Here is a 24,653-nt window from a genome sequence, read left to right as displayed (position 1 = left end):
CGCCAGTGGATGGCGCCCTTTTTTGTTGCTCTGACTCAGTGTTGCAGAGCCGGCTTCTGCGTCCCGTTGATCGGGATGCGTTTGGCTTTCGCCTCTTCCGGAATCACGCGCAGCAGGTCGATGCTCAACAAACCGTTGCGCAGTTCGGCGGCCTTGATTTCAATATGGTCCGCCAGACGGAACGACAGTTTGAAGGCGCGCTGAGCGATGCCTTGGTACAGGTAAGTGACGCTTTCGTCCGCGTCACGTTTGCCGCCACTGATGGTCAGCACACCTTTCTCCACTTGCAGGTCCAGGTCTTCTTCCTGGAAACCGGCGGCCGCTACGACAATGCGGTATTGATCATCACCGTATTTTTCAACGTTGTAGGGTGGATAGGTGCTGCCTGGCTCATTGCGCAGGGCGGTTTCGAACAGATCGTTGAAACGGTCGAAACCTACCGAGGAACGGAACAGTGGGGCCAGGGAAAATGCAGTACTCATGATTCAAATCTCCTGAACATAATCAGCAAGTTTTTTGTCTCCGCGACCCGAATTCGGCATCGCGTAATCCTTAGATAAGGACCGCTGATTGCTTTTCAAGAGATTATTTCAAGATTTTTTTCAGGCCGCTTCAGACACCTGCAACCCCAGTAAACGCGAGACATTATCCAGTTCGGTCTCACGACGCAGGACGATGAACAGCTCTACCGCTTCGGGATAATTGCGGGTCAGCATCGCCAGCCACTGCTTCAAGCGACCCGGCGATTGGCGTGGCGTCATCTGCGCCTTGGCTTGCAGCCAGAAGTCCTGAATCAGCGGCAGCAGCTCGGCCCAGGTCATCTCGACAACCTCTTCACCGGCGCGGGCGGCGGCAATCTGTCGGGCCAGATCCGGGCGCGATACCAGACCACGACCGAGCATGATGTCTTCGACGCCGCTGATCTCGCGGCAACGACGCCAGTCTTCAACGCTCCAGATGTCGCCGTTGGCAAACACCGGCACCTTGACCACGTCCTGCACCCGAGGGATCCACTCCCAGTGAGCTGGCGGCTTGTAGCCATCGGTTTTGGTCCGCGCATGAACCACGATGTGCGCCGCGCCGCCTTCAGCCAGGGCCGTGGCGCAGACAAGTGCACCGTCCGGGCTGTCGAAACCGAGGCGCATCTTGGCGGTCACCGGGATATGCGCGGGTACGGCACGACGGACGTGTTCGACGATTTGGTTGAGCAGTTCAGGCTCTTTGAGCAGCACCGCGCCGCCACGGGATTTGTTGACGGTCTTGGCCGGGCAGCCGAAGTTCAGGTCGATGACTTCGGAACCCAACTCGCAGGCCAGGGCGGCGTTTTCCGCCAGGCACACCGGATCGGAGCCGAGCAGTTGCACCCGCAGCGGCACGCCGGAGGCAGTTCGGGCGTCGGTCAGCAGTTCCGGGCCGAACTTGTGGTAATAGGCAGGCGTGAGCAGTTGATCGTTGATCCGAATGAATTCGGTCACGCACCAATCAATACCGCCCACACGGGTCAGCACGTCCCGCAGGATGTTGTCGACCAACCCCTCCATGGGCGCCAAAGCAATTTGCATGAAAAACACACTCAACGAAAAACGTGCGGCAGTTTACTGGTTTCGGCGTGCAGAAGGTATTTCGTCAGACCGGGCGATGGCAAGTGTGCGGACGCCTTCGCGGGCAAGCCTCGCTCCTACAGATTTCGGTGATCCGTAGGAGCGAGGCTTGCCCGCGAAAGCTTCAATTAGATCGCGACTTGCAACGCCGGGCCATAGCCCTCGATAAACTCCGCCGGCATGCGCTTGGGCTTGCCGGTCGACAGTTCGATGCACACGAAAGTGGTCTGCGCCCGCAGCAACGTCGTGTTGTCGCTGGGGCGCTTCAACTGGAAGTGTCGGGTCATTTTCAGACGCTGGTCCCAATCGACGATCCAGGTCGCCAACTGCAACTCATCGCCCTCATAGGCCGCCGCCAGGTAATCGATCTCGTGCCGTACCACCGCCATCGCCCGATCCAGCCGCCGGTACTCGACCAGATCCAGCCCAAGCCGTTGCGAGTGGCGCCAGGCGCAGCGCTCGAGCCAGGTCACGTACACCGCGTTGTTCGCGTGGCCCAGCCCGTCGATGTCCTCGGCGGCCACTTCCAGATCAATGATAAACGGCGTTGCCCGATCCCAGCCCATGCCCCACTCCCGGTCAGATTATTTCGACCGAAGCAGTGTAACGGAAGCTCAGGCCGATTGGCGCGATTGCAGGCTGCGACCGGCCAGCAGCGAGAGAACGCCGTCAATCACCCGCGGATCCGCCAGCACCCGCTGATGCCCACCCTCTTCCAGGCGTAACAGACGGCTGTCGAACCAGGCTTCGTGGATCAACCGGGATTCCTTGACCGGGACAAAGGTGTCGTCCTCGGCATGAACGATCAGCCCCGGCATGTCGAGCTGATAGCGCGCAACATCCAGCGCAGCGGCGCGCATGCCGACGTCTTTCTCGACCTGGCGAATAAACGCCGAACGCGCTTTGGGCGGCAGGCGCACATAGCGTGCGAACCCACGCAGTACCCCGAGAATTCGCGCCGGGGCGGCGATCGAGACCAGGGTTTCGGTGCGCAAGCCCAACTGAACTGCGAGCATGGCACTGGCGCCGCCCATGGAGTGACCGATCACCGCTTGCAGCGGCGGCAATTCAGCGGCCGCTTCGAGCATCGCCCGAGCGAACAGCACCACATTAGCCTCGCGACCTGGCGAACGACCGTGTGCCGGGCCGTCCAGGGCAACCACGGTGTAACCGGCATCGACCAGCGCCGTGATCAGCGCAGCAAACTGCGTTGGCCGGCCTTCCCAGCCGTGCATCAACAACACTGCCGGCCCCTGGCCCCAGCGCAGCGCCGAGAGGCCGAAGCGCAAAGTGATTCGTTCGGATTTCGCCAGTAGCGGCAATTCCCAATCACGCGGCGGCAATTCCCGCGGGGTCATGAATGCCAGACGCATCTTGCTCGCCACCAGCTTCGGCGCGAACCAGCCCAAGGTGCCATTAACGCCACGAACCCAGCTCAACGTGTTCATCGCCCATCTCCTCAGGCTGACGCCTTTAGGTCATAGCACCGCCGACTTGGCGGCGCGCAGCAATCGATCGGACAACTCTCCTGGCCCCAGCGCCCGTGCCAGAGCCAAACCACCGACCATCAAGGCCATGTCGGCCAAGGCTTTGTCGGCCTCTTCCGGGCTGGCCGCCAACTGCGCGACCATCAACTCGACATGTTCATTCAACGCCACACGAAACTCGTCCGGCAGACGGCCCAGCTCGCCGACCGACGCCGGAATCGGACATGCCTGCTCGGTGGAATCACGGTGTTTGCGCGACAGGTAGAACGCCGCAACCAACGCGCGACGCTCTTCGCCGGTCAACTGAGCATCCATGTCAGCAATCAAGCCACGACGATGGCTGAGCAGCAGCTTGAACGCCTCCAGCATCAATGCGTCCTTGCTTTCGAAGTGCGCATAGAAGCCGCCGACCGTCAGGCCTGCCGCGCCCATCACTTCACCCACGCTCGGCTCGGCCGGGCCGCGCTGGATCAGCGCGGCACTGGCAGCCTTGAGGATGCGTTCGCGGGTTTGAGCTTTTTTATCGTTCATCGTTGCCTCCGAATATTACGACTAGAATATTATTCTCATAATAATTTTCCGCAAGTCGTGAATGTGACCGCTGGTCTGAAGAACAGTTTTGAGGAAAAAGGAGAGTTGGCCAAACGCCAGACAAACAAAAGGGCCATTCAATAATTGAATGACCCTTAAAAATCCCGCAGAGCGGGTAATCGTGGCGTCCCCTAGGGGACTCGAACCCCTGTTACCGCCGTGAAAGGGCGGTGTCCTAGGCCACTAGACGAAGGGGACACAAACCCTTCTATACAACTGATCAGTGCTGAGAGCTGATCGATTCAAGGCCGGTGTGGCCAGACCTTGAACTGTAAAATTGGTGGAGCTAGACGGGATCGAACCGTCGACCTCTTGCATGCCATGCAAGCGCTCTCCCAGCTGAGCTATAGCCCCGGATTTTTCGCCTCGCGGCGGAGCGACATTTTGCAACATCGCTTCTGTAAAACTGGCGTCCCCTAGGGGACTCGAACCCCTGTTACCGCCGTGAAAGGGCGGTGTCCTAGGCCACTAGACGAAGGGGACGCAAACCCTTCTATACAACTGATCAACGCTGAGTGTTGATCGCTTCAAGGCCGGTGTGGCCAGACCTTGAAGTGTAAATTGGTGGAGCTAGACGGGATCGAACCGTCGACCTCTTGCATGCCATGCAAGCGCTCTCCCAGCTGAGCTATAGCCCCTCATCGCTGAGGACGGGGCGAATCTTAATGGCGCATCGGAAGGCTGTCAAACTTATTTTTAACAATTTCCAAAATTTTTTGTCGCCATAACAATCACTTACCGCCCTCCCCCCGTAAATTCGGGGGCAGCACCGAAGATCGAGATCAAAAGATCGCAGCCTTCGGCAGCTCCTGCAGAGTCAAACGCCGTTCAGGCGATATTACCCAACAGTTTTTCCCACTCCTTGTTTTCCTTCTTCGACACGCCGCCCAGCAGGTCGATAGCCTGACGCAGACGGAAACGGGTCAGGTCCGGACCGAGGATTTCCATCGCGTCGAGTACCGACACCGAGCTGGCCTGCCCCGTGATCGCGGCGAACATCAGCGGCATGGCATCACGCAGCTTCAATTCCAGGGATTCGACCACCGCCTGAATCGTTGCGGTGATGCTGTCCTTCTCCCACTGACGCAGGCTTTCCAGCTTCCACAGGATCAACTGCATCAACTGACGAACCTGATCGCCCGAGAGTTTCTTGGATTCGAACAGCTTGGCGTCCGGGTTCACGCCACCGGCGAAGAAGAAGCCGGCCAGCGGTGCGACCTGGCTGAAGGTTTCAACCCGGCCCTGCACGTGCGGCGCGATCTTCATCATGTATTCAGGGTTCAGTGCCCACTTTTGCAGACGAGCGGCGAACTCTTCCACCGGCAGGTCACGCAACCATTGGCCGTTGAGCCACGACAGCTTCTCGATGTCGAAAATCGGCCCGCCGAGGGAGACGCGGCTCAGGTCGAAGTTATCGACCATTTCCTGCAGGGAGAACTTCTCGCGCTCGTCCGGCATCGACCAGCCCATGCGGCCCAGGTAGTTGAGCATTGCTTCCGGCATGAAGCCCATGCGCTCGTAGAAAGTCACCGAGGTCGGGTTCTTGCGTTTGGACAGCTTGCTCTTGTCCGGGTTACGCAGCAGCGGCATGTAGCACAGCTGCGGTTGTTCCCAGCCGAAGTATTCGTACAAGAGGATCAGTTTCGGCGCCGATGGCAGCCATTCTTCACCGCGCAGAACATGGGTGATGCCCATCAGGTGGTCATCGACCACGTTGGCCAGGAAGTACGTCGGCAGGCCGTCGGTCTTCATCAGCACTTGCATGTCCATGCGATCCCACGGGATCTCGACGTCGCCACGCAGCATGTCAGGCACCACGCACACGCCTTCGGTCGGCACTTTCATGCGAATGACGTGTGGCTCGCCGGCAGCCAGGCGGCGCGCGACTTCTTCCTTGGACAGCAACAGCGCACGGCCGTCGTAACGCGGGGTTTCGCCGCGGGCCATTTGCTCGGCGCGCATCTGGTCCAATTCTTCAGCCGTGCAGAAGCACGGGAAGGCATGACCCAAGTCGACCAATTGCTGGCAATACTTCTGATAAATATCGCCGCGCTCGCTTTGACGGTAAGGACCGTGCGGGCCGCCGACGTCCGGGCCTTCGCTCCAGTCGATACCCAACCAGCGCAGGGCGTCGAAAATCTGCTGTTCGGACTCGCGGGTCGAACGCAGTTGGTCGGTGTCTTCGATCCGCAGGATGAACTCACCGCCATGCTGCTTGGCAAAGCAGTAGTTGAACAAAGCGATGTAAGCGGTACCTACGTGGGGGTCCCCGGTAGGCGATGGCGCGATGCGAGTGCGGACGGTGGTCATGGCATGTCTCGAAAAGAATAAAAGCGAAGATCAAACAAGAGGCGAATGGTAACAGGCGATAGCCGCCCGGCTCCAGTGAGTGGGGTATTTAAGAAGATTGATATCGGGGAAACGCTTTGGACGGTGGCGCGCCTTTCGCGGGCAAGCCTCGCTCCTACAGGTACGTGCCGGTCGCAAAATGGGTGAACGACACGGTCCCGTAGGAGCGAGGCTTGCCCGCGAAGAGGCCCTCACAGACACCACAAATCAAACCGCGATCAACCGCTCCCGCAACTTGCCGATTTCGTCGCGCAGCTGCGCCGCAGCTTCGAATTCCAGGTCGCGGGCGAGCTGGTACATCTTCTCTTCCAGCTGACGAATGCGTTTGCTGATCTCGCTCGGCGAGCGCAGTTCGGCCTCGTATTTGGCACTTTCCTCGGCGGCCTTGGCCATGCCTTTGCGCTTCTTGCTGCGCGAACCCGGCACGACTGCGCCTTCCATGATATCGGCGACGTCCTTGAACACACCCTTCGGCGTGATGCCATTGGCCAGGTTGAAGGCGATCTGCTTGTCGCGACGACGCTCGGTCTCGCCGATCGCCCGCTCCATGGAGCCGGTGATGCGATCTGCGTACAAAATCGCCCGCCCATTGAGGTTGCGCGCCGCCCGGCCGATGGTCTGAATCAACGAGCGCTCGGAACGCAAGAAACCCTCCTTGTCCGCATCGAGAATCGCCACCAGCGAGACTTCCGGCATGTCCAGGCCTTCACGCAGCAGGTTGATCCCCACCAGCACATCGAAGACGCCGAGGCGCAAGTCGCGGATAATTTCGACCCGCTCCACGGTGTCGATGTCCGAGTGCAGATAACGCACGCGCACGCCGTGGTCGGCCAGGTAATCGGTCAAGTCTTCGGACATGCGCTTGGTCAGCGTGGTGACCAGCACCCGCTCTTCCAGGGCCACGCGCTTGGTGATTTCCGAGAGCAAGTCGTCGACCTGAGTCAACGCCGGACGGATTTCGATTTGCGGGTCCACCAGGCCAGTCGGTCGCACCAATTGCTCGACCACGCGGCCAGCATGTTCCGCCTCGTAATTGCCCGGCGTGGCCGAGACAAAAATCGTCTGCGGGCTGATGCTTTCGAACTCGTCGAAACGCATCGGCCGGTTGTCCAGCGCCGACGGCAGACGGAAGCCGTACTCCACCAGCGTTTCTTTCCGGGAACGGTCACCTTTATACATGGCGCCGACTTGCGGCACGCTGACGTGGGATTCGTCGATCACCAGCAAGGCGTCGGCCGGCAGGTAGTCGAACAAAGTGGGCGGCGCCTGGCCGGACTCACGGCCCGAGAGGTAGCGCGAATAGTTTTCGATGCCGTTACAGTAGCCCAGCTCCAGGATCATCTCCAGGTCGAAACGGGTGCGTTGCTCCAGTCGCTGGGCTTCCACCAGTTTGTTGTTGGAGCGCAGGTATTCCAGGCGCTCCTGCAATTCGACCTTGATCCCTTCGGTGGCCTCCAGCAGGGTTTCCCGCGGCGTCACGTAGTGGCTCTTCGGATAGAAGGTGAAACGTGGCAGTTTGCGGATGACCTCACCGGTCAGCGGGTCGAAGGCGGACAGGCTCTCCACTTCGTCATCGAACAGCTCGATGCGGATCGCTTCGAAATCGGATTCCGCCGGGTGGATATCGATCACATCGCCGCGCACCCGAAAGGTCGCCCTGGCGAAGTCCATGTCGTTGCGGGTGTATTGCAGGTCGGCCAGGCGACGTAGCAGCGCGCGCTGGTCGAGCTTGTCGCCGCGATCGACGTGCAACACCATCTTCAAATAGGTTTCCGGACTGCCCAGACCGTAGATGCACGACACCGTGGTGACGATGATCGCGTCCTTGCGCTCCAGCAGCGCTTTGGTGGCGGACAGGCGCATCTGTTCGATGTGGTCGTTGATCGAGGCATCCTTCTCGATGAAGGTGTCCGACGACGGCACATAGGCTTCGGGCTGGTAGTAGTCGTAATAGGACACGAAGTATTCAACGGCGTTGTTGGGGAAGAACGCCTTGAATTCACCATACAACTGCGCGGCCAGGGTCTTGTTGGGCGCCAGCACCAGCGTCGGGCGCTGTATCTGGGCGATCACATTGGCGATGCTGAAGGTCTTGCCCGAGCCGGTCACACCGAGCAATGTCTGGTGCGCCAGCCCGGCCTCAATGCCCTCGACCATCAGGCGGATGGCTTCCGGCTGATCGCCGGCGGGCTCGAAGCGGGTGACTAGCTGGAATTCAGACATAACTACCTCTGGGTTCGCATCTGCACGGCTGACCGGGCACGAACGAAAAAGACCACAAACGACCGATGTCGCCCGAGGAAAAAACTGGATTGTGCTCAATGTGGAGCCGATTGCCATCGCTTTCAAGGCAAACGTCCTACATCGGGTAAAACCTTTGACGACACCACTCGACCCACGATCGAAAAATAATTCGAAAAACTTACGGTAAAAGCCGAATCGCCTGTCGCCATCAATCGCTGATGGCCTCTATACTAGCTCCCCGTTTGTGCACCGCTCTAGTGCATTCGGCTGGAGCGCGACACGTCCCTCCACACTCCATTCAGAGCCGCCGCAATAATGAGCCTGTTCTCCGCTGTCGAAATGGCACCACGCGATCCAATCCTGGGCCTCAACGAAGCATTCAATGCCGATACCCGTACCAACAAGGTCAACCTGGGGGTCGGTGTTTACTGCGACGAGGAGGGGCGAATTCCACTCCTGCGCGCCGTTGTCGAAGCCGAGACGATTCGCGCCGCTCAACACGTTTCCCGTGGCTACTTGCCGATCGACGGCATCGCCGCCTACGACCAGGCCGTGCAGAAACTGCTGTTCGGCAATGATTCGCCGCTGATCGCCGCTGGCCGGGTCATCACCACCCAAGCCGTCGGCGGTACTGGCGCGCTGAAAATCGGTGCTGACTTCCTCAAGCAACTGTTGCCGAACGCCGTCGTGGCGATCAGCGACCCGAGCTGGGAAAACCACCGCGCACTGTTCGAAACCGCCGGCTTCCCGGTGCAGAACTATCGCTACTACGACGCCGCCACCCACGACGTTAACCGTGCAGGCCTGCTGGAAGACCTGAACGCCCTGCCGTCCGGCTCCATCGTTGTGCTGCACGCTTGCTGCCACAACCCGACCGGCGTGGACTTGAGCCCGGCGGACTGGAAAAATGTGCTGGAAGTGGTCAAGGCCAAAGGTCACGTGCCATTCCTTGACATGGCCTACCAGGGTTTTGGCGACGGTATCGATGAAGACGCCGCGGCCGTGCGCCTGTTCGCCGAATCGGACCTGACCTTCTTCGTTTCCAGCTCGTTCTCCAAATCCTTCTCGTTGTACGGCGAGCGCGTTGGCGCCCTGTCGATCGTCAGCGAATCGAAAGAAGAAAGCGCGCGCGTGCTGTCGCAAGTCAAACGCGTAATCCGCACCAACTACTCCAACCCGCCGACTCACGGTGCAAGCATCGTCGCCGCTGTGCTGAACAGCCCGGTACTGCGTGCCCAGTGGGAAGAAGAACTGGCAGAAATGCGCCTGCGGATTCGCGGCATGCGCACCCAGATGGTCGACCTGCTGGCGAAAAACGCTCCACAGCGCGATTTCAGCTTCGTCGGTCGCCAGCGCGGCATGTTCTCCTACTCCGGCCTGACGGTTGAGCAGGTAACCCGTCTGCGTAGCGAGTTCGGCATCTACGCCCTGGACACCGGCCGCATCTGCGTTGCTGCGCTGAACCAGAGCAACATCGACGCCGTGACCAAGGCCATCGTTGCGGTGATCTGAGTGGTTGCGTGATATGAAAACGGGAAGCCATAGGGCTTCCCGTTTTTATTGGCCGCAGATAAATCTCAAAGCAGCAGCTGCGCCCTTTAAACTCCACACAAATTAAATGTGGGAGCGAGCCTGCTCGCGATAGCGGTCTTTCTGTCGCATAGATACAAGATGTGCCGCCGCCATCGCGAGCAGGCTCGCTCCCACAGGTTTTATGTACACCCGAGAATTCTTGAGAACCCACATGAAAAACGATGACCTACGCGCCGACCGCGACGAGCTGGACCACTTCGTGCCCCGCTCTTCGGCCAAACGCGGTAATAACCTGGTGCTGCAAGTGGCTGCGGGCGTGTTCCTTGGCGGCCTGGCCTTGTGGCTGGTGCAACTGGCCGCCACGATGCTGTACGCCAAGCTGATGCTCGGCACCATTACCTTCGGCGGTTAAGCCAATTCGGTTGCACGCTGGCTGGCCGCGTCGTCATAGGCCACATAAAGCGACTCGGCCACCTGGCTTTTGATCGCCTTGGTGCTTTCCAGGCCCAAAACAAAACCTTCGGCCTTGCCGCCCGCCCGGTTCAATTCATCAGCGGTGCTGGCCTGAGTGATTGCGTCGAACAGTTTCTCGGCGTGCGGGCCAACGCCTTTGGGCAGGCTGATCTGAGCGATGCTCATACGAACACCCCGCTGTTTTGAGGTGTGAGGGTTGGGTGATTCATGGCGCATACCTTTTCGGCTGAGGGCCGGCAGCGCGTGTCACCACTTCCGGGCGACCATGGTAGACCTCTACCGCGATTCTGGTAACCGTCATTGGCCTATAGCCCCCTCTGATCCGATGAAAACATCAAACTGCCAACAGAGGCTTGACTTCTCTTTTTGAATCAGTAACATAGGCGCCATTCCGCGATAGCTCAGTTGGTAGAGCAAGTGACTGTTAATCACTGGGTCCCTGGTTCGAGTCCAGGTCGTGGAGCCAGACAGCAAAATCGAAAAGCCCCTGAATCGAAAGGTTCAGGGGCTTTTTTGTGCCTAATGAAAAGACGAGACCCTTTGAATTCTGGCCTGACAGAGTAGGAAGTTTCCTGAATTTCCGTAGCCGAGTTTCAAGCCATCCTCTTACCCCTCGAAAACGTTGGGCTAGAGTGCCAGCAGCCACATCCATGATGGCCAAATGCGGACTGTGAGGCGACGAATTTGTGCGTTATGAATAGCGCCTTTCGCCTGCCGATAGCCTGGATTGTTCGCGTGTCAGAGTTACTCAAACTCAAGGAGAATGTCCTTGTCCCTCACCCTTCAGGCTCCTTGAGCTTTGGCACCCTGCCCAACATGCCCAAGTTCGATTTACGGGGAGATGAAATATTCCTGAGAGTTGGAATACACAAAGGAATAAACAGAGGGTTCGGTGTTAGACATGTATGGGGAGCCCACAAGCTTGATCTGGCAAAATATGGCTGCCACACCATCGATGATGTCGCCATTCACATAGCCAAAATGATCGTGCCTGGCGCTCCCATCTACTGCGAATTCAAAGATATGCGCGGAGACCACAGAGTTGCCGTCCTTAAGAATCCCACCGGCTCGCTCATTCTAGAACCAAGGAACGAGCGTCGAGGGTTCGGTTATTACGTCGTGACCTGGTACCCCAAAAGGCGCGCCGAAGGCACCTTGGTTGGCACCGTTGCCAAACCAGGCTCAAGAAAGTAAAAAGCAATGCAATAAAAAAGGCGCCCCAGAGGACGCCTTTTGAATATTTCGAGGAGTAGTCGCAGCGATTCTTTAGCTCCTGGCCACGAATGACCTTGGGTTCAGAATCCGACCGGCATGCCAGTCGTCACTACTTCAGAGGGAGCCAGCTTCTCTGCTGCCAACAAGATGGGGGGCCAATGCTGGAGGCCAAGCCCAAGGATGCGCAATTGCAGACCTCGAATTCAATTCTCAATCATGAGTGGAGCGAGTGTCAACCTGACTGACATCTGGATCGGTCACCCCCACTCAAACATGCTCACCGCTTTTCGCATGCGCCGCCCGCGGCTCGGCATGCCCATGCTCTGCCTCCACCACCGGAATCTCATTCCCGTCGCAGTCACGCAGCTTGCCTTCGCTGAAGTAATCCCCTTCCCGCAATGCCGCCAGATCCTGATAACGCAAGACTCGCTCGGTACCGGCCGCAAATACCGATTGTTGATCCGAGTTGCCGGCGGTGAGGTGGTTGAACGTCAGGTTCAGCACAATGGCCATGATCGCCGAAGAGCTGATGCCCGAGTGGAAGATCGTCGCGAACCAGCTAGGGAAGTGGTCGTAGAAGTTCGGTGCAGCGATGGGGATCATGCCGAAACCGATGGAGGTGGCGACGATGATCAGGTTGACGTTGTTGCGGTAGTCGACCTTGGACAGCGTCCGAATGCCACTGGCGGCGACAGTGCCGAACAGCACGATGCCGGCACCGCCGAGGACGGAGGTCGGCACGGCGGCGATGACCCGCCCCATGAACGGCAGCAATCCGAGCACCACCAGGAACACACCGCCGGTGGCCACCACGAAACGGCTCTTGATCCCGGTCACCGCCACCAGCCCGACGTTCTGGGCGAAGGCGCTCTGGGTGAAAGAACCGAAGATCGGCGCGATCATGCTCGACAGCATGTCGGCGCGCAGGCCGTTGCCCAGGCGTTTGGAGTCGACTTTGGTGCCGATGATTTCACCGACGGCCAGGATATCGGCCGACGTTTCTACCAGGGTCACCATGATCACAATGCACATCGACAGGATCGCGGCGAAGTGGAAGGTCGGCATGCCGAAATGGAACGGTGCCGGGAAGCCGAACATCGGGCCTTGGGTGACGGACGAGAAATCCGCCATGCCGAGGAACACGGCGATCACCGTGCCGATAACCATGGCCAGCAGGATCGATAAACGGGAGATGGTCGCACTGCCGATCTTGCTGAGTAGCAGCACCAGTACCAGCGTCACCGCCGCCAGGCCGATGTTTGCCATGCTGCCGAAGTCTGGGGCATGACTGTTGCCGCCCATGGCCCAGCGTGCGGCCACCGGCATCAGCGTCAGGCCGATAGTGGTGATCACAATGCCCGTCACCAGCGGCGGAAAGAACTTGGTGATTCGTGAGAACACCGGCGTGATCAGCAAGCCGATCAGCGACGCGGCAATCACCGCCCCGAGAATCGACTGAAAGCCACCCTCCCCACCACTGCTGACAATCGCCACCATGGTCGCAACGCCGGAGAACGACACGCCCTGTACCAGCGGCAACTGACAACCGAAAAACGGCAAACCCAGGGTTTGCAGCAACGTCGCCAACCCCCCTGCAAACAATGAAGCGGCAATCAACAATCCGATGTCCGCCGGCGAAAGCCCGGCCGCCTGGCCGATGATCAAAGGCACCGCGACGATACCGCCATACATGGTCAGAACGTGTTGCAGGCCGTAAGCCATATTCGCGCCGATCCCGAGATTCTCATCCTCAGGCCGTTGTTGTGAAACATGGGGCGTTTTCATGGTTGGGGGGTTCCCTGGTTTTTGTTGTGCGCACACTGTATTCAATAGTCAGAACAAATGTCTATAGAGTTGTATACAACCAACCAGTCAGATTATGGACAGATGTTCACGCTGCCCTTTATCCGTAGTGCCCCCAGCCTAAAAAACTCTTGAAATACATCCTCCCTCCCCTTTCCCTCCCCCATCGCTAATCTTTTGCTTTCCAAGCGACCGCCGGCACGGCCGCCTCTCGCTTATACATATAAAGTATGCATAATGAAGCCATTCGAAATTCAGTATCACAAGGCAAAGAACGCGGCCAACAAACTGAAGCATCAAGGTGTCAGCCTCGCCGAGACAGAACCTGTGTTTTATGACGAACGAGCCCTTACGTTTCAGGACAACCACCACGATGAGCAACGCTGGATCATCATGGGGCTGGATGCCAAAGGTCGCTTGCTGGTCGTTGCTTACACCTACCGCGACCCGAATTTCGAGCGACTCATTTCCGCGCGCATCGCCACCAAAAACGAGCGTCGCCACTCTATGGAGGCTTGACCGATGAAAGATGAATACGACTTCAGCAACGCCAAGCGTGGAGCGATTGCCTCCAGCAAGGGCAAGACCCGAATCACCATCATGCTCGATGATGTCGTCATAGAGACCGCGCGCGCGCTGGCAGAAAGCGAGGGGTATGGCTATCAGACGGTGATCAACAACACCTTGCGCCAGGCATTGTTAAGCGATAAAGGCAAAGCGGCGAAGCCCGATCAGAACACTGCCGGTGTAAATGTCGGGCATTTGAAAAAAGGCATCACCGCCTCCGAGCTGAAAAGCCTGGAGAAAAAATTGTCAGAAGCCCTCAGCGAAATCCATCACGTGATGGAGCTTGAAGTTCGTTCCTAGGCACAAAACACCCATGCCTGGTCGAGCAAAAGAAAAAGGGGCGAATTGATCAAATTCGCCCCTTTGCGTGGAGCTTAATTTGCCAGCGACACAGGCTCAATCAACCGCTCCAGCACCCGCTTCAACACTTCCTGCGCTGGCACTCGAATCCCGAATTCACTTTCCAGTAACCCGATCAACTCATCCACATCCGCCACCTGCCGCCGTTCGCTGTCGCTGCCCATGCGATGAATGGTAAAGCTGCCGTTAATCAATGTGCGTCGCCATCCCTCCCCCGTCCGCGCCACCATCAGTTGTTTCACGAAGGACGATTCGGGATGGGTCGAGACGTACCAGTTGCCGAGGGTGTAATCGATGTCTTCCTGACGTTGCAGATCGAAGATGTATATCGCCCGCCATTCACCGCCGACGTTGGCACGCAGGGTATAGCCGTCGGCGTGCGGTTCGATGCGATAGGGTTCGTGAGGGGTGAACTGCTCGGCTTCGGTATCCAGCATCAGCGGTGCGGTGGGCACCATGCCGCCGAAGCCGACGTCAGTGATGTAGCGCACGCCGTCGAGGGTTACCAGACTCAAGCGGTGCGTTCGGGCCGTCCATGCACCTTCGGGCTGACCCATGACCACGCGACCGGTGATCCCACGTGCGTCGAAACCCAATGTCTGAAGCAAGGCCAGGAACAGGTTGTTGAGTTCGTAGCAGTAACCACCGCGACCGTCGTGCAGGACTTTCTGCTCGATGGACGGCAGATCGATGAGCACCGGTTCGCCCAATAACGTGGTGAGGTTTTCAAACGGGAAGGCACCGGTGTGGCGCAGTTGCAGTTGGCGCAGGGTTTCCAGGGTCGGCGCCGGGGGCGCATCGAAACCCAGGCGTTGCAGGTACAGCGCAAGATTAGTCAGTCGTGTCTCACTCATCGCTCAATCCTTTATGCAGAGGTCCGCGGATCGCTCCGCTGATGGGCGCCATGTATAAGGGATAACGCGGTCGGACTGACAATTGATTTAGCCAATCGCCGCACACGCCAAGCCTATCGCCGCTTGCACGAACCCAATCGAATCCACGTCGGCGCATGATCGCTGGCATGAGGTTCGTTGCGAACCCAGGCATCGACGCCCGCCTCTTGCAGGTAAGGGCTCAGTGCCGGGTTGAGCAACAGATGATCGATGCGCAACCCCGAGTTTTTCTGCCAGTGCTGCCGGAAATAATCCCAGAAGGTGTAGATCCGCTCCTCTGGATACAGATGACGCAGGGAATCGGTCCACCCCTGATCCAGCAACCGCTGAAAACACGCGCGACTCTCGGGTTGCAGCAGCGCATCCTTGAGCCAGGAGCGCGGGTTGTAGATGTCCAGATCGGTGGGTACCACGTTGTAATCGCCGGCCAGCACCACCGGATGGTCGCTGCTCTGGAGGTCCTTGGCGTGCGAGATCAGCCGCTCGAACCACGCCAGTTTGTAATCGAACTTCGGCCCTGGCTGCGGGTTGCCATTGGGCAGGTACAGACAACCCACCAGAACCCCGTGCACGGCAGCTTCCACGTAGCGGCTATGGGTATCGCTGTCATCACCCGGCAAACCGCGCCGGCTCTCCAACGGCTGCGCATCGCGCGCCAGAATCGCCACCCCATTCCATGACACCTGGCCGTGCCAGACGGCGCCATACCCGGCCGCCTCCAGTTCGGCGACGGGGAATGCGCCGTCTACCGATTTGAGTTCTTGCAAACAGACGATGTCTGGCTGCTCCCGCGCAAGCCAAGCCAGTAGATTCGGCAAGCGGGCGCGCATGCCGTTGACGTTGAAGGTGGCGATTTTCAGGTTCTTCATGATCCGACGCTCGCAACGGATGGGGCGGTATCCAGTTGTGACCGGGGTGCGCCACGGCAGTTGCCGCGGTGAGCGAAACAGGCGACTAAAGGCGCGAGCTTACAGCGGGTGATCGTCCCATGATGCCTTGAGCAACGGCAGCAGCGCATGCCTGTCCACCGGCCGACTGAGGTAAAACCCCTGCACTTCATGGCATTGGTCGGAGATCAGGAAGTCCAGTTGTTCCAGCGTCTCGACGCCCTCTGCGGTGACAGTCAGGCCCATGGCCTTGCCCAGGTTGATGATCGCCTGCACCACGGCGCGATCATTGCTGCCGTTGCTCATGGACGCAATGAAGCGCTTGTCGATTTTGATCCCGTCGAACGGATACGTACGCAGATAACCCAGCGAAGAATAACCGGTGCCGAAGTCGTCCATGTTCAGCCGTACGCCCAACTCCTTGAGCGCATTCATGGTCGCCAGGGCGCCATCGACGTCGATGAGCATCACGTTTTCAGTGATCTCCAGTTCCAGTCGACTGGCAGGCAAGCGGCTCTGGATCAACGCCTCCCGTACATCCTCGATCACATCGCTACGGGCAAATTGCACCGGCGACAGGTTGACCGAGACCATCATCGCACCGGGCCAGGTCAAGGCCGTCTCGCACGCCTCGCGCAACACCCAGCGCCCTAATGGCACGATCAGATCGGTCTGCTCGGCCAATGGAATAAACGCGTCGGGGTTCAACAAGCCTTGCACCGGATGCTGCCAGCGCAGCAGCGCTTCGACCGAGACGATCTGTTTGCCATCGACGTGATAACGCGGCTGGTAATGCATCACGAATTCGTTGTTCTTGATCGCCTGACGCAGGTCGCTTTCCAGTTGTCGGCGGTGCTGGATCTGATCGTTCATGTGCGGCGCAAAGTAGCACCAGGTCTTCTTGCCATTGGACTTGGCCTGATACAACGCGATATCGGCACAGCGAATCAGCTCCTCCGGAAGATGCCCCTGGCGCCGACTCAGGGCGATACCGATGCTCGCGCCGATGTGCAGCGTGTGGTGATCGTAATGAATCGGTTGATGCAGACTGTCGAGCAAGCGCTCGCAAAAACGGTCGATTTCCGCGTGGCTGTCCATGCCGTGGAGCACGAGCACGAACTCGTCGCCACCCAATCGGGCAACCAGATCGATGTCCCGCGTGCACTCGCGCAAACGGATCGCCACTTCCAGCAATACCGCATCGCCGGCCGGGTGGCCGAGGGAATCGTTGATCGGCTTGAAGTTATCCAGGTCGATCATCAACAGCGTCAACGCCGCCGACTGCTCTTTGAGTGCCAGCGCGTCTTCGAGGTAGCGCGCCAGTTTGTTGCGATTCGGCAAGCCAGTCAGCGCGTCGTGCATCGACAGATGCTGGATCTGCGCATGGGCGGCGACTTCATCAGTGATGTCGCTGGCCGTCCCGCGAAAACCCAATAGCGCGCCCTTGCGCTGAATCGGTCGCGCCGACACCCGACACACCCGTTGTTGCCCCGATTGATCACGGTAGGAACAGCGCAAGTGGCTGACGGCTTGCTCTTCATCGAGTTTGTTCAGCCACAGCGACAAGGGCGTTGTATCGCAGCTGAGCAGTTGCCCGATGTTCTGCCCCAGCCATTGCTGATCGGAGAATCCGGTGACGGTGCCGAAGCGCCCCGACAGATAAGTGAGGCAATGCTGGTCGTCGATTTCCCAGATCCAGTCGGACGCCGCTTCGGCCACCGCACGAAAACGTTCTTCACTGGCCTCCAGCGCCTGATTCGACAAATCGAGGCTGGTGTAACTGGCATCCACATGCCCGGACGTGCGCAGGACATATCGAAAGAAGTACGCCGTCAACAACGCCAGAATCAGCAGCGCTCCACCCAGTGGCGGCAGCAACGACCAGAGCAATTGATGCCCTGGCAGCTCAAGCCGGGAAACCACGCTGTAACCGGTGCCGGCGAGGGCAACGGCCGGCTGACCGGGTGCGATGGCGTCGTCGGGTGTCAGGTTCAAGTCATGCAAACCGTAATCGGCGCTCAAGGCGCTGAGCTTTTCAGGGGTCAACTGATCGACGTAGATCAGCACCGAAGTGCTTTTGGGATCGACTGCCGGGCGTTCGTCATTGGGCACGATCGCGGCGGCCGTCAGCAGCGCCGGTTTGCCCTCGAACAAGGTGTACCGACTGACAGGGCTGATCAGGCTTTCCTGGCTCTGGATCGCCTCGATGAGGGGCGCCATCGAGGTCGACAGATAGGTCATCGCCTCGCCTTGCACCTGAAGCCCGCGCACTACGGCGTATTTGGTTCGCTGAGGATCAACCACGAAAACGCCATCGTAGTGATCGATGGTGAACAAGGTTTTACCCATGTTCTGCTCGACATAGGCCCACTGCTCATCGACCTTGTCGTTCAGATGGTCGTAGGCGGTCGTCCAGTTGGCGTAGCTGGCGATGTAGTTTTTCGAGGCGGTGATGCGGTTCTCAAGTGCTCGTTGCGTGTAGAACGTGGTTTTGCTCAGATCCTGAGCATCGAGCCGTGCGGCAATGCTGAATAAGGCGATCAGTGCAATCAGTACCCCAACGACAAACAGCAGGCCGATGACGAACATCAGGTTGCGGGTAATCGGTGTATGACGCGCAGGTGCAGCGGTGGTAATGGCAGTCAAATCCATGCACTTGTTCCTGTCAATCGATCGCCTTATCGGGTGAGACCGGCGGGGTCTGGTCTGTCGTCATGACAGCCAGGCTCTCCACTGACCATAGCAGCCCTGCCCGGTCACCGCCCCTGAATAACGCAAGTCAGCGGCACGGGCACCGATGGCGGGGCCAGCGGTTCCGGCTCGGGTGCTGGAGGCGGTACGGGGTCTGCCGGTGGTGGCACCGGTGGCGCTGGCGGTGGGACGGGCAGTTCGACGCATAAAAGCAATCCATGACACCAATATCGGACCTGTAGGAGCCAGGCTTGCCGGCGAAGGCGTCCTTGAGAACGCCTTCGCCGGCAAGCCTGGCTCCTACGAAAAGCGGTTTATTCGCAGGAAAATTTCAGCGGTCCGAGCGCATCAGCGCTTCGACGCCGCCTTCCATGGACAACACCGCCGAACGATTTCGCCCCGAATGCTTGGCCTGGTACAACGCCGCATCCGCGCGCTTGATCAACATTTCGGTACTGTCGTGCCCTGTCGGCACAAACGAATAACAGCCAAGGCTGACCGTCACGTAGCCCGTGGGTGAGCCGCTGTGGATGATGTTTTTGTCGATGACGCTGCGGCGGATCTGCTCAGCGATCGTCAGCGCACCATGGATGTCGGTGTCCGGCAGCAAGACCGCAAACTCTTCACCGCCGTAGCGCACCGCCAGATCGGCATTGCGGTGACAGCAACTCTTCAGTGCCCGCGCCACTTCGGCCAGGCAATGGTCCCCCGCCACATGACCGTAGGTGTCGTTATAGCGCTTGAAATAATCGATATCGAGCATGATCAGGCTCAGCGGACTCGACCGCCGGGCCCCGCGCCCGAACTCGATCTCCAGCGCCCGTTCGAACAATCGACGGTTGGCCAACCCGGTCAGGCTGTCGTGGGTGGCGATCAATTCCAGGGTTTTCTGCGCCTCGCGCAAATCCGCTTCGATGCGCTCGCCCGCGCGCACCTGATGAACGAACACCCAACCGAACAATCCCACGCCGAAGACGACCAGAGCGACGATCACGCTGGATTGAATCGCTGTGTCGTGCCAGTCCTTGAAAATCGCGTCTTCGGAAGATGCCGCCGCGACCACCACTGGATAGGCATCGAGCTGACGATAGCCATACAACCGGACGATGCCATCCACCACCGAGCCGATCATGGCGTTGCCCGATGTCGCACTGGGCAAGAGTGTTTGAAAAATCTCGCCCTGAGCCAATGACGTGCCGATCTGCGACTCCACAAACGGCCGTCGCGCCAGCAGTGTTCCATCGGTCAACGCCAAAAACATCGCGCCGTTGTTATCGAGGCTGAAGCTTTTGAAGAACTGATCGAAGTACGACATCTTGATCCCGGCCAGCAACACACCCTGGAAATTGCCGTCCGGGTCGTTTACCCGCCTGGACACCGGAATGATCCACTCGCCATTTTCCCGACTGCGAATCGCCGGGCCGATGTGAGCCAGGGACGACGCGTTTTGCTGGTGAAACCTGAAGTATTCGCGGTCCGCCACACCTGGGCCACGGGGCAGGTTTTCGAACGACGTCACAACCCATTGCCCCTGCTTGTCGAACAGAAATATCCCATGCAATTGATGCAACGTTTGCACCCGCCGCGCGAAGGTTTTCTGCAAGCGTGGCGTCTGGGCAGCGTCGAAACCCTCAGCCTGAATCCAGTCCACCAGACTGGTCAGCACCAGATCGGCTTTCATGAACGTGTCTTCAGCCTGCTGCGCCATGGCCCGGGTCAGGTTCGACGAAGACACCTCGGCCAACGCCAGGTTATGCCGACGCGACTGCTCCAGTTGCAGGTAAAGCAGCCCACAGAGGCACAGGCACACCGCCGCAATAAACAGCACCGCGGCTTTGAGCAGGGGCAGCCGCTTCAAGGCACCACCGGGCGCGTGGTGCGGATCGGGAATGGGGATAGGCAAAAGCGAGTCCTGAAAGGGTAAGGCATGGGCAGCGGCCCAAAACCCTTATTTTTGTGAGCTTAGTCTACGGGGTTGCGCGGGGTAAATGCGCCTGACCGACAGAGATCGACTTCCCGACGAGTGAAATACGAAAACCGTCTCTGCTAGGATGAAAAACCTCAGGAGCCTGTCGAACGCTTCGATATCGGCTGCCGTGCATGCCCCGGCCGTTTACCCAAGGAGGAAAAACATGAGCGCTGCACACTACCCTGCCGCCATTGACACCGTTGTGTTCGATCTCGGCAATGTCCTTATCCGCTGGAACCCCAGAAACCTTTACCGAAAGTTGTTCGGTGAAGACCTGGAGGCCATGGAAACATTCCTGTCTGAGGTCTGCCACACCGCCTGGAACGAACAACAGGACCAAGGCAGAACCTGGCAGGAGGCGATTGAGGAAGCCATCGCCCGACATCCGTCCCAGGAGGTATTGATTCGCGCCTACCGCGAGCGCTGGGAAGAAATGCTCGATGGTGCCATAGAAGAAACGGTGAACATCCTCGATGAACTGCATGCCAAAGGCGTGCGGTTATTGGCGCTGACCAACTGGTCTGCCGAAACCTTTCCGATTGCCCTAGAGCGCTTTGAGTTCTTGCAGCGATTCGAAGGCATTCTGGTGTCGGGTGCCGAGGGGATAATCAAGCCTTCGCCGGAGATTTTTCAGTTGCTGCTATCGCGGTTTGGCGTTGATAGCCGCCGCGCGGTGTTCGTCGATGATCATGCGCCGAATATTGCAGGAGCACGCCGGGAGGGATTTCATGCGGTTCAGTTCTTCAGCGCGGAACAATTGCGCGAGGAACTGGTGGCGCTTGGGTTGCCCGTACAGTCGGCGAGATAACACTGAACGGCTACATTCCGTTGCGTAAACCGATTTTCGTAGGAGCCAGGCTTGCCGGCGAAGGCGCTCTTAAGGACGCCTTCGCCGGCAAGCCTGGCTCCTACTGGTCTGCAACAGTCAATCCATCACCGCGAAGGCGGAACCCGAATATCCCCTGCCCGGCACTGTGTCTTTACACCCGTTCCGCACACGCCAAACCCCAGGTCCTTGCCCAAGCACACCCGCACTTCCGACAACTCTGGGCCATTACAAATCACGGCAATGCCATTGGCCGGAATCCCGGGGTTGCTTTGGCGAAACATCTGCGCGATTTCCTGGGCTTCGAAATAATACGAGCTGCTGAACGGTTGCAGCTTCTGCGGGATCTTGACCGCACCGAGCGCCTTGTCGGACGCGTCCAGGTAACCCATGGCGCCGAGACCGCTGCACGTACCGTGCTTGGCCCATTCGTGATCGAGCAGCTTCTGGGTCGGGAACAAGGTCAGGCCCTTGGCGTTTTCCGCCGGCGACAAGGTCACCCTCGGCGGGCAGGACTCCGGCCAGCCGCCCTTGGCGTATTGCGGCCAGAGACCGTGAAGCACGAAGCCGTAGCCTTTACCGGAGCATTGCGCATCGTCTTTGTGAGTCAGGCAGAAGGTCGGCGACCAGGAGAGCGTCAGCAGGTAGTAATCGAACACCCCCGCGACCGATTCCGCCTGGACTTTACTGCTCTGGGTTTCGCGGGCGCTGCTCAGGCCGATGTTGCCGAAGGTCAGCGCGATCAACGCGACGATTGCGTAAAATTTCTTCATTACCCACTCCTTGGGATGATTGATTTGGCCGTAAAGGGCCGAAGAATGGTTTTGTCACGCGGGTGTTTCAATCGCATGACGCAAGGCAAAACCGCATGACCTTGAAGGAGCTACGATTAACTGACATCACGACAGGAAATCGAAATGAGTAAAGCAGACGAGCTCGCCGAGAAGCTGAAACAATCCCGGCAAACCAGTGCCGACGCGACCATCGCCGATCAGGCCATCGACAGCTGGCCCGCCCAGGTCTATGAGCTGTATCACCAGATTGAAGCCTGGCTGCAGCCACTGATCGAAGTGGGCCTGAAGCTGCGACGCAACTCCACGCACGTGTTCGAGAGCGCCCCGGACGGTGCGACCTACGACTACGCCATCGACCAACTGCTGATCGACGGTAACCACCACAGCATCACCTTCGACCCTGTCGCCCGCTTCACCACCGACGGTGCCGGGCGAGTCGAAATCCACTCGACAGACAAGGAACTCGCCCTCTTGCGAACCGTGGACGAACACGGCGAGACGCATTGGTGGCTTCAGGCGATCGAACAGTCCGGACAACAACTGGATGCGATCGCACTGACGGAACACAACCTGCTTCTGGCGGTGCAAGAAGGGCTGGGGCTTTAAAGCTCGTTCTGCCCCACCGCCATCGAGGGAGGCGCCGCTCGCCTCCCGTCCAGCGTTGGCCGTTCCGAAGGCAGATTAAGCGCCCGCAACACCGGGTTATCGTACCCATACACATCGGGTTTGAACGTCACTCGCCCATCAAGACTCAGGTCCACCGTCCAATAGGCCAGCAGCACCGGCACTTTCACGGGGAGCCTGATGTTCTCCGTCTTGCCGTTGGCTAACTGCTTTTGAATCCCTTCGCTGCCCCAACGAACCGGGTCGTTGAACAACAGCTCCACCAATTGCAGCGGGTTTTCTACCCGAATACAGCCGGAACTGGTCGCGCGATTGGATTGCGCAAACAACTCGCGATGCGGTGTGTCGTGCAGGTAAATCGCATAGTCATTGGGAAAGCGAATGACCACCTGCCCCAGCGAGTTATCCGACCCTGCATCCTGACGCAACGTAAGGCCGCGCGGGTTGTCCCAGTCGACGGTCAACGGGTCGAGCACGTTGCCTTCTCGATCGATCACGCGAATCCGGTTTGCATCGAGATAGCCAGGATTGTTGCGAATCTTCGGCAGCATATCCTTGACCAGAATGGTCGGTGGCACCGTCCAGGTCGGGTTGAACGTGACGTAGGTGATCTCCGATTGAAAAATCGGCGTGCTGCGATACGGTTTACCCACCTGCACCCGGGAGCGCCATACCAGCTTGCCATCGCGATAGAACGAAACCTTGTACCCGGCGATGTCGACAATGACAAAGGTGCCCTGAAGTTTGTACAGCAGCCACCGCGCCCGCTCCATGTTCACGCGGACCTGGTCGATTCGCGCCTCGACCGGCACGTTCAGCGCCGCGAGTGTCGCCGGCCCCGCCACACCATCCGCCCCGAGGTATTGCTCGGCCTGATACTTCTTCACCGCCGCCATGACAGTGTCGTCGTAGTCGGAGCGCGCGTTCATTTTCGCGGTCAGATAACCACCCGCCACCAAACGGGCGCGCAACTGCGCAACCGAGGCGTCGTCCATACCCGGCCTGAGGGTCTGCCCTCCCGGGACCTTTGGCCAGCCACCACTGTCGCGAACCCTGCGCAGTTGCGCCAGGCCCTGTCGCAACGTGCCATAAATCGCTTCTTGTGGCGGCGCTTGGGCGAACGCGCGCGCGACGTCATGACTGTCGAGGGCGGCGAAGAACAGGTTGACGTCCTCCCGGGGGTCGATGCCCACCGGGTCGAAATTCCAATGGATGTCCAGCCGCGAAGGGTCGACCTTGCCGCGCCGCAACTGCAGCAGCGCCGTGATGAACGTCTGGGTCGCCGAGATATCAAAAGCCGCCCGTTGCCCGGGGGTTGGCGCTGTTTTCTGCATCGAGTTTCTGGCCGTGACCAGTTCGGCAATTCGAAAATCCTCGGGGTCCAGGCCATCAACCACGGTGTCGCTCAGGCTTTTCAATAACTGGACGACATCGTCATCGTCCGTCCAGGCGGCGCGATAGCCACGATGGCTGTAAAAGTCCATCACCGCTCGATTGACGTCGACCCGTTGATGGCCCGGTGACGTGAGCAACGGGGGAAACGCCGAACTCAATGGCGCCAACGCCGCCTGAATCGCCTGGGCGACATAATCCCCAGGCGCGGCATCCGCGACGACGCTAACGGGAGATGGCGGCTCAATCGGCGAAGTTTCCGCCATCGCCATGCCGCTTATCAGAAAGCCCATAAAAAATATGCGGCTTATGACGAATAACCTTGTTAACTGCCCCATGGATAATCCTTAATC

General features: G+C 58.9%; 23 protein-coding genes and 5 tRNA genes. 8 read left to right on the top strand and 20 right to left on the bottom strand.

Going from position 1 to position 24,653, the window contains the following annotated elements; translation table 11 throughout:
* Positions 1–35: 35 nt before the first annotated feature.
* The 11 genes from AB7M22_RS06760 to uvrB form a co-directional block, all read right to left on the bottom strand.
* Positions 36–482, bottom strand: a complete 447-nt coding sequence (locus AB7M22_RS06760; protein WP_007905974.1) for an Hsp20 family protein — start codon at positions 480–482, stop codon at positions 36–38.
* A gap of 120 nt (positions 483–602) precedes the next feature.
* Positions 603–1,562, bottom strand: a complete 960-nt coding sequence (locus AB7M22_RS06755) for a tRNA dihydrouridine synthase (RefSeq protein ID WP_454185653.1) — start codon at positions 1,560–1,562, stop codon at positions 603–605.
* A 167-nt stretch (positions 1,563–1,729) separates the two neighbouring features.
* Positions 1,730–2,167: an acyl-CoA thioesterase gene (locus tag AB7M22_RS06750; protein WP_454185652.1), complete on the bottom strand. Its 438-nt coding sequence runs from the start codon at positions 2,165–2,167 to the stop codon at positions 1,730–1,732.
* A gap of 48 nt (positions 2,168–2,215) precedes the next feature.
* The gene (locus AB7M22_RS06745; RefSeq protein ID WP_454185651.1) at positions 2,216–3,049 is read right to left on the bottom strand and encodes an alpha/beta fold hydrolase; all 834 of its coding nucleotides are present in this window, start codon (positions 3,047–3,049) and stop codon (positions 2,216–2,218) included.
* Between the two features lie 30 nt (positions 3,050–3,079).
* A complete protein-coding gene (locus AB7M22_RS06740; protein ID WP_007905983.1) occupies positions 3,080–3,619 on the bottom strand; it encodes a TetR/AcrR family transcriptional regulator in 540 nt (179 codons plus the stop codon).
* A gap of 182 nt (positions 3,620–3,801) precedes the next feature.
* Positions 3,802–3,877: transfer RNA gene (locus AB7M22_RS06735), tRNA-Glu, on the bottom strand.
* Positions 3,878–3,957: 80 nt separating this feature from the next.
* A tRNA-Ala gene (locus AB7M22_RS06730) sits at positions 3,958–4,033 on the bottom strand.
* A gap of 53 nt (positions 4,034–4,086) precedes the next feature.
* Positions 4,087–4,162: transfer RNA gene (locus AB7M22_RS06725), tRNA-Glu, on the bottom strand.
* A gap of 79 nt (positions 4,163–4,241) precedes the next feature.
* A tRNA-Ala gene (locus tag AB7M22_RS06720) sits at positions 4,242–4,317 on the bottom strand.
* A 190-nt stretch (positions 4,318–4,507) separates the two neighbouring features.
* Entirely contained in the window at positions 4,508–5,989 is a 1,482-nt protein-coding gene (gene gltX / locus AB7M22_RS06715; protein ID WP_454185650.1) for a glutamate--tRNA ligase, read from the bottom strand.
* 246 nt (positions 5,990–6,235) lie between these two features.
* The gene (uvrB, locus tag AB7M22_RS06710; RefSeq protein ID WP_008007189.1) at positions 6,236–8,251 is read right to left on the bottom strand and encodes an excinuclease ABC subunit UvrB; all 2,016 of its coding nucleotides are present in this window, start codon (positions 8,249–8,251) and stop codon (positions 6,236–6,238) included.
* A 336-nt stretch (positions 8,252–8,587) separates the two neighbouring features.
* Here uvrB and AB7M22_RS06705 point away from each other — a divergent pair, with 336 nt between their 5' ends.
* Both AB7M22_RS06705 and AB7M22_RS06700 read left to right on the top strand, forming a co-directional pair.
* Positions 8,588–9,784 (top strand): amino acid aminotransferase, encoded by a 1,197-nt coding sequence (locus tag AB7M22_RS06705; protein ID WP_008007188.1) that lies wholly within the window; start codon positions 8,588–8,590, stop codon positions 9,782–9,784.
* Positions 9,785–10,016: 232 nt separating this feature from the next.
* Complete coding sequence (locus tag AB7M22_RS06700; RefSeq protein WP_007935214.1) at positions 10,017–10,217, top strand: hypothetical protein; 201 nt, start codon at positions 10,017–10,019, stop codon at positions 10,215–10,217.
* Here AB7M22_RS06700 and AB7M22_RS06695 read toward each other — a convergent pair.
* Positions 10,214–10,444: a hypothetical protein gene (locus AB7M22_RS06695; protein WP_008007186.1), complete on the bottom strand. Its 231-nt coding sequence runs from the start codon at positions 10,442–10,444 to the stop codon at positions 10,214–10,216. The two genes, AB7M22_RS06700 and AB7M22_RS06695, sit on opposite strands and share 4 nt — an antisense overlap.
* Positions 10,445–10,669: 225 nt before the next feature.
* Between AB7M22_RS06695 and AB7M22_RS06690 the strand changes: the two genes are divergently transcribed.
* Both AB7M22_RS06690 and AB7M22_RS06685 read left to right on the top strand, forming a co-directional pair.
* Positions 10,670–10,745 (top strand) — tRNA-Asn (locus tag AB7M22_RS06690).
* Positions 10,746–10,972: 227 nt separating this feature from the next.
* Positions 10,973–11,473 (top strand): hypothetical protein, encoded by a 501-nt coding sequence (locus tag AB7M22_RS06685; protein WP_454185649.1) that lies wholly within the window; start codon positions 10,973–10,975, stop codon positions 11,471–11,473.
* A gap of 288 nt (positions 11,474–11,761) precedes the next feature.
* On the opposite strand, the gene AB7M22_RS06680 is transcribed toward AB7M22_RS06685, so the two are convergent.
* Positions 11,762–13,279 (bottom strand): nucleobase:cation symporter-2 family protein, encoded by a 1,518-nt coding sequence (locus tag AB7M22_RS06680; RefSeq protein WP_454185648.1) that lies wholly within the window; start codon positions 13,277–13,279, stop codon positions 11,762–11,764.
* Between the two features lie 255 nt (positions 13,280–13,534).
* On the opposite strand from AB7M22_RS06680, the gene AB7M22_RS06675 reads away from it, so the two are divergent.
* Both AB7M22_RS06675 and AB7M22_RS06670 read left to right on the top strand, forming a co-directional pair.
* Positions 13,535–13,816, top strand: coding sequence for a BrnT family toxin (locus AB7M22_RS06675; protein ID WP_454185647.1), 282 nt, complete (start codon positions 13,535–13,537; stop codon positions 13,814–13,816).
* 3 nt (positions 13,817–13,819) lie between these two features.
* Positions 13,820–14,164 carry a BrnA antitoxin family protein gene (locus AB7M22_RS06670; RefSeq protein ID WP_008007177.1) on the top strand — a complete coding sequence of 115 codons (345 nt, stop codon included), beginning with the start codon at positions 13,820–13,822 and terminating at the stop codon, positions 14,162–14,164.
* Positions 14,165–14,238: 74 nt separating this feature from the next.
* On the opposite strand, the gene AB7M22_RS06665 is transcribed toward AB7M22_RS06670, so the two are convergent.
* From AB7M22_RS06665 to AB7M22_RS06645, 5 genes are all read right to left on the bottom strand, one after another.
* Positions 14,239–15,078, bottom strand: coding sequence for an arylamine N-acetyltransferase family protein (locus AB7M22_RS06665; RefSeq protein WP_454185646.1), 840 nt, complete (start codon positions 15,076–15,078; stop codon positions 14,239–14,241).
* Positions 15,079–15,191: 113 nt separating this feature from the next.
* Complete coding sequence (gene xth / locus AB7M22_RS06660; protein ID WP_454185645.1) at positions 15,192–15,986, bottom strand: exodeoxyribonuclease III; 795 nt, start codon at positions 15,984–15,986, stop codon at positions 15,192–15,194.
* 99 nt (positions 15,987–16,085) lie between these two features.
* Positions 16,086–18,656 (bottom strand): bifunctional diguanylate cyclase/phosphodiesterase, encoded by a 2,571-nt coding sequence (locus AB7M22_RS06655; protein ID WP_454185644.1) that lies wholly within the window; start codon positions 18,654–18,656, stop codon positions 16,086–16,088.
* A 60-nt stretch (positions 18,657–18,716) separates the two neighbouring features.
* Positions 18,717–18,902 (bottom strand): hypothetical protein, encoded by a 186-nt coding sequence (locus AB7M22_RS06650; protein ID WP_454185643.1) that lies wholly within the window; start codon positions 18,900–18,902, stop codon positions 18,717–18,719.
* A gap of 124 nt (positions 18,903–19,026) precedes the next feature.
* Positions 19,027–20,598, bottom strand: a complete 1,572-nt coding sequence (locus tag AB7M22_RS06645) for a sensor domain-containing diguanylate cyclase (protein WP_454185642.1) — start codon at positions 20,596–20,598, stop codon at positions 19,027–19,029.
* Positions 20,599–20,866: 268 nt separating this feature from the next.
* Here AB7M22_RS06645 and AB7M22_RS06640 point away from each other — a divergent pair, with 268 nt between their 5' ends.
* Positions 20,867–21,472, top strand: coding sequence for an HAD family hydrolase (locus tag AB7M22_RS06640; RefSeq protein WP_454185641.1), 606 nt, complete (start codon positions 20,867–20,869; stop codon positions 21,470–21,472).
* Between the two features lie 125 nt (positions 21,473–21,597).
* Here the strand turns inward: AB7M22_RS06640 and AB7M22_RS06635 are convergent, their stop codons facing one another.
* Positions 21,598–22,263: a ribonuclease T2 gene (locus tag AB7M22_RS06635; RefSeq protein WP_454185640.1), complete on the bottom strand. Its 666-nt coding sequence runs from the start codon at positions 22,261–22,263 to the stop codon at positions 21,598–21,600.
* Between the two features lie 144 nt (positions 22,264–22,407).
* On the opposite strand from AB7M22_RS06635, the gene AB7M22_RS06630 reads away from it, so the two are divergent.
* Positions 22,408–22,890, top strand: coding sequence for a hypothetical protein (locus AB7M22_RS06630; RefSeq protein ID WP_454185639.1), 483 nt, complete (start codon positions 22,408–22,410; stop codon positions 22,888–22,890).
* Here the strand turns inward: AB7M22_RS06630 and AB7M22_RS06625 are convergent.
* A complete protein-coding gene (locus tag AB7M22_RS06625; protein ID WP_454185638.1) occupies positions 22,887–24,638 on the bottom strand; it encodes a L,D-transpeptidase family protein in 1,752 nt (583 codons plus the stop codon). The two genes, AB7M22_RS06630 and AB7M22_RS06625, sit on opposite strands and share 4 nt — an antisense overlap.
* Positions 24,639–24,653: the final 15 nt, after the last annotated feature.

This window comes from Pseudomonas sp. ADAK2 TE3594 (assembly GCF_053628675.1).
The sequence above is the reverse complement of the archived record's forward strand: the minus strand, read 5'-3'. Positions and strand labels throughout refer to the sequence as shown.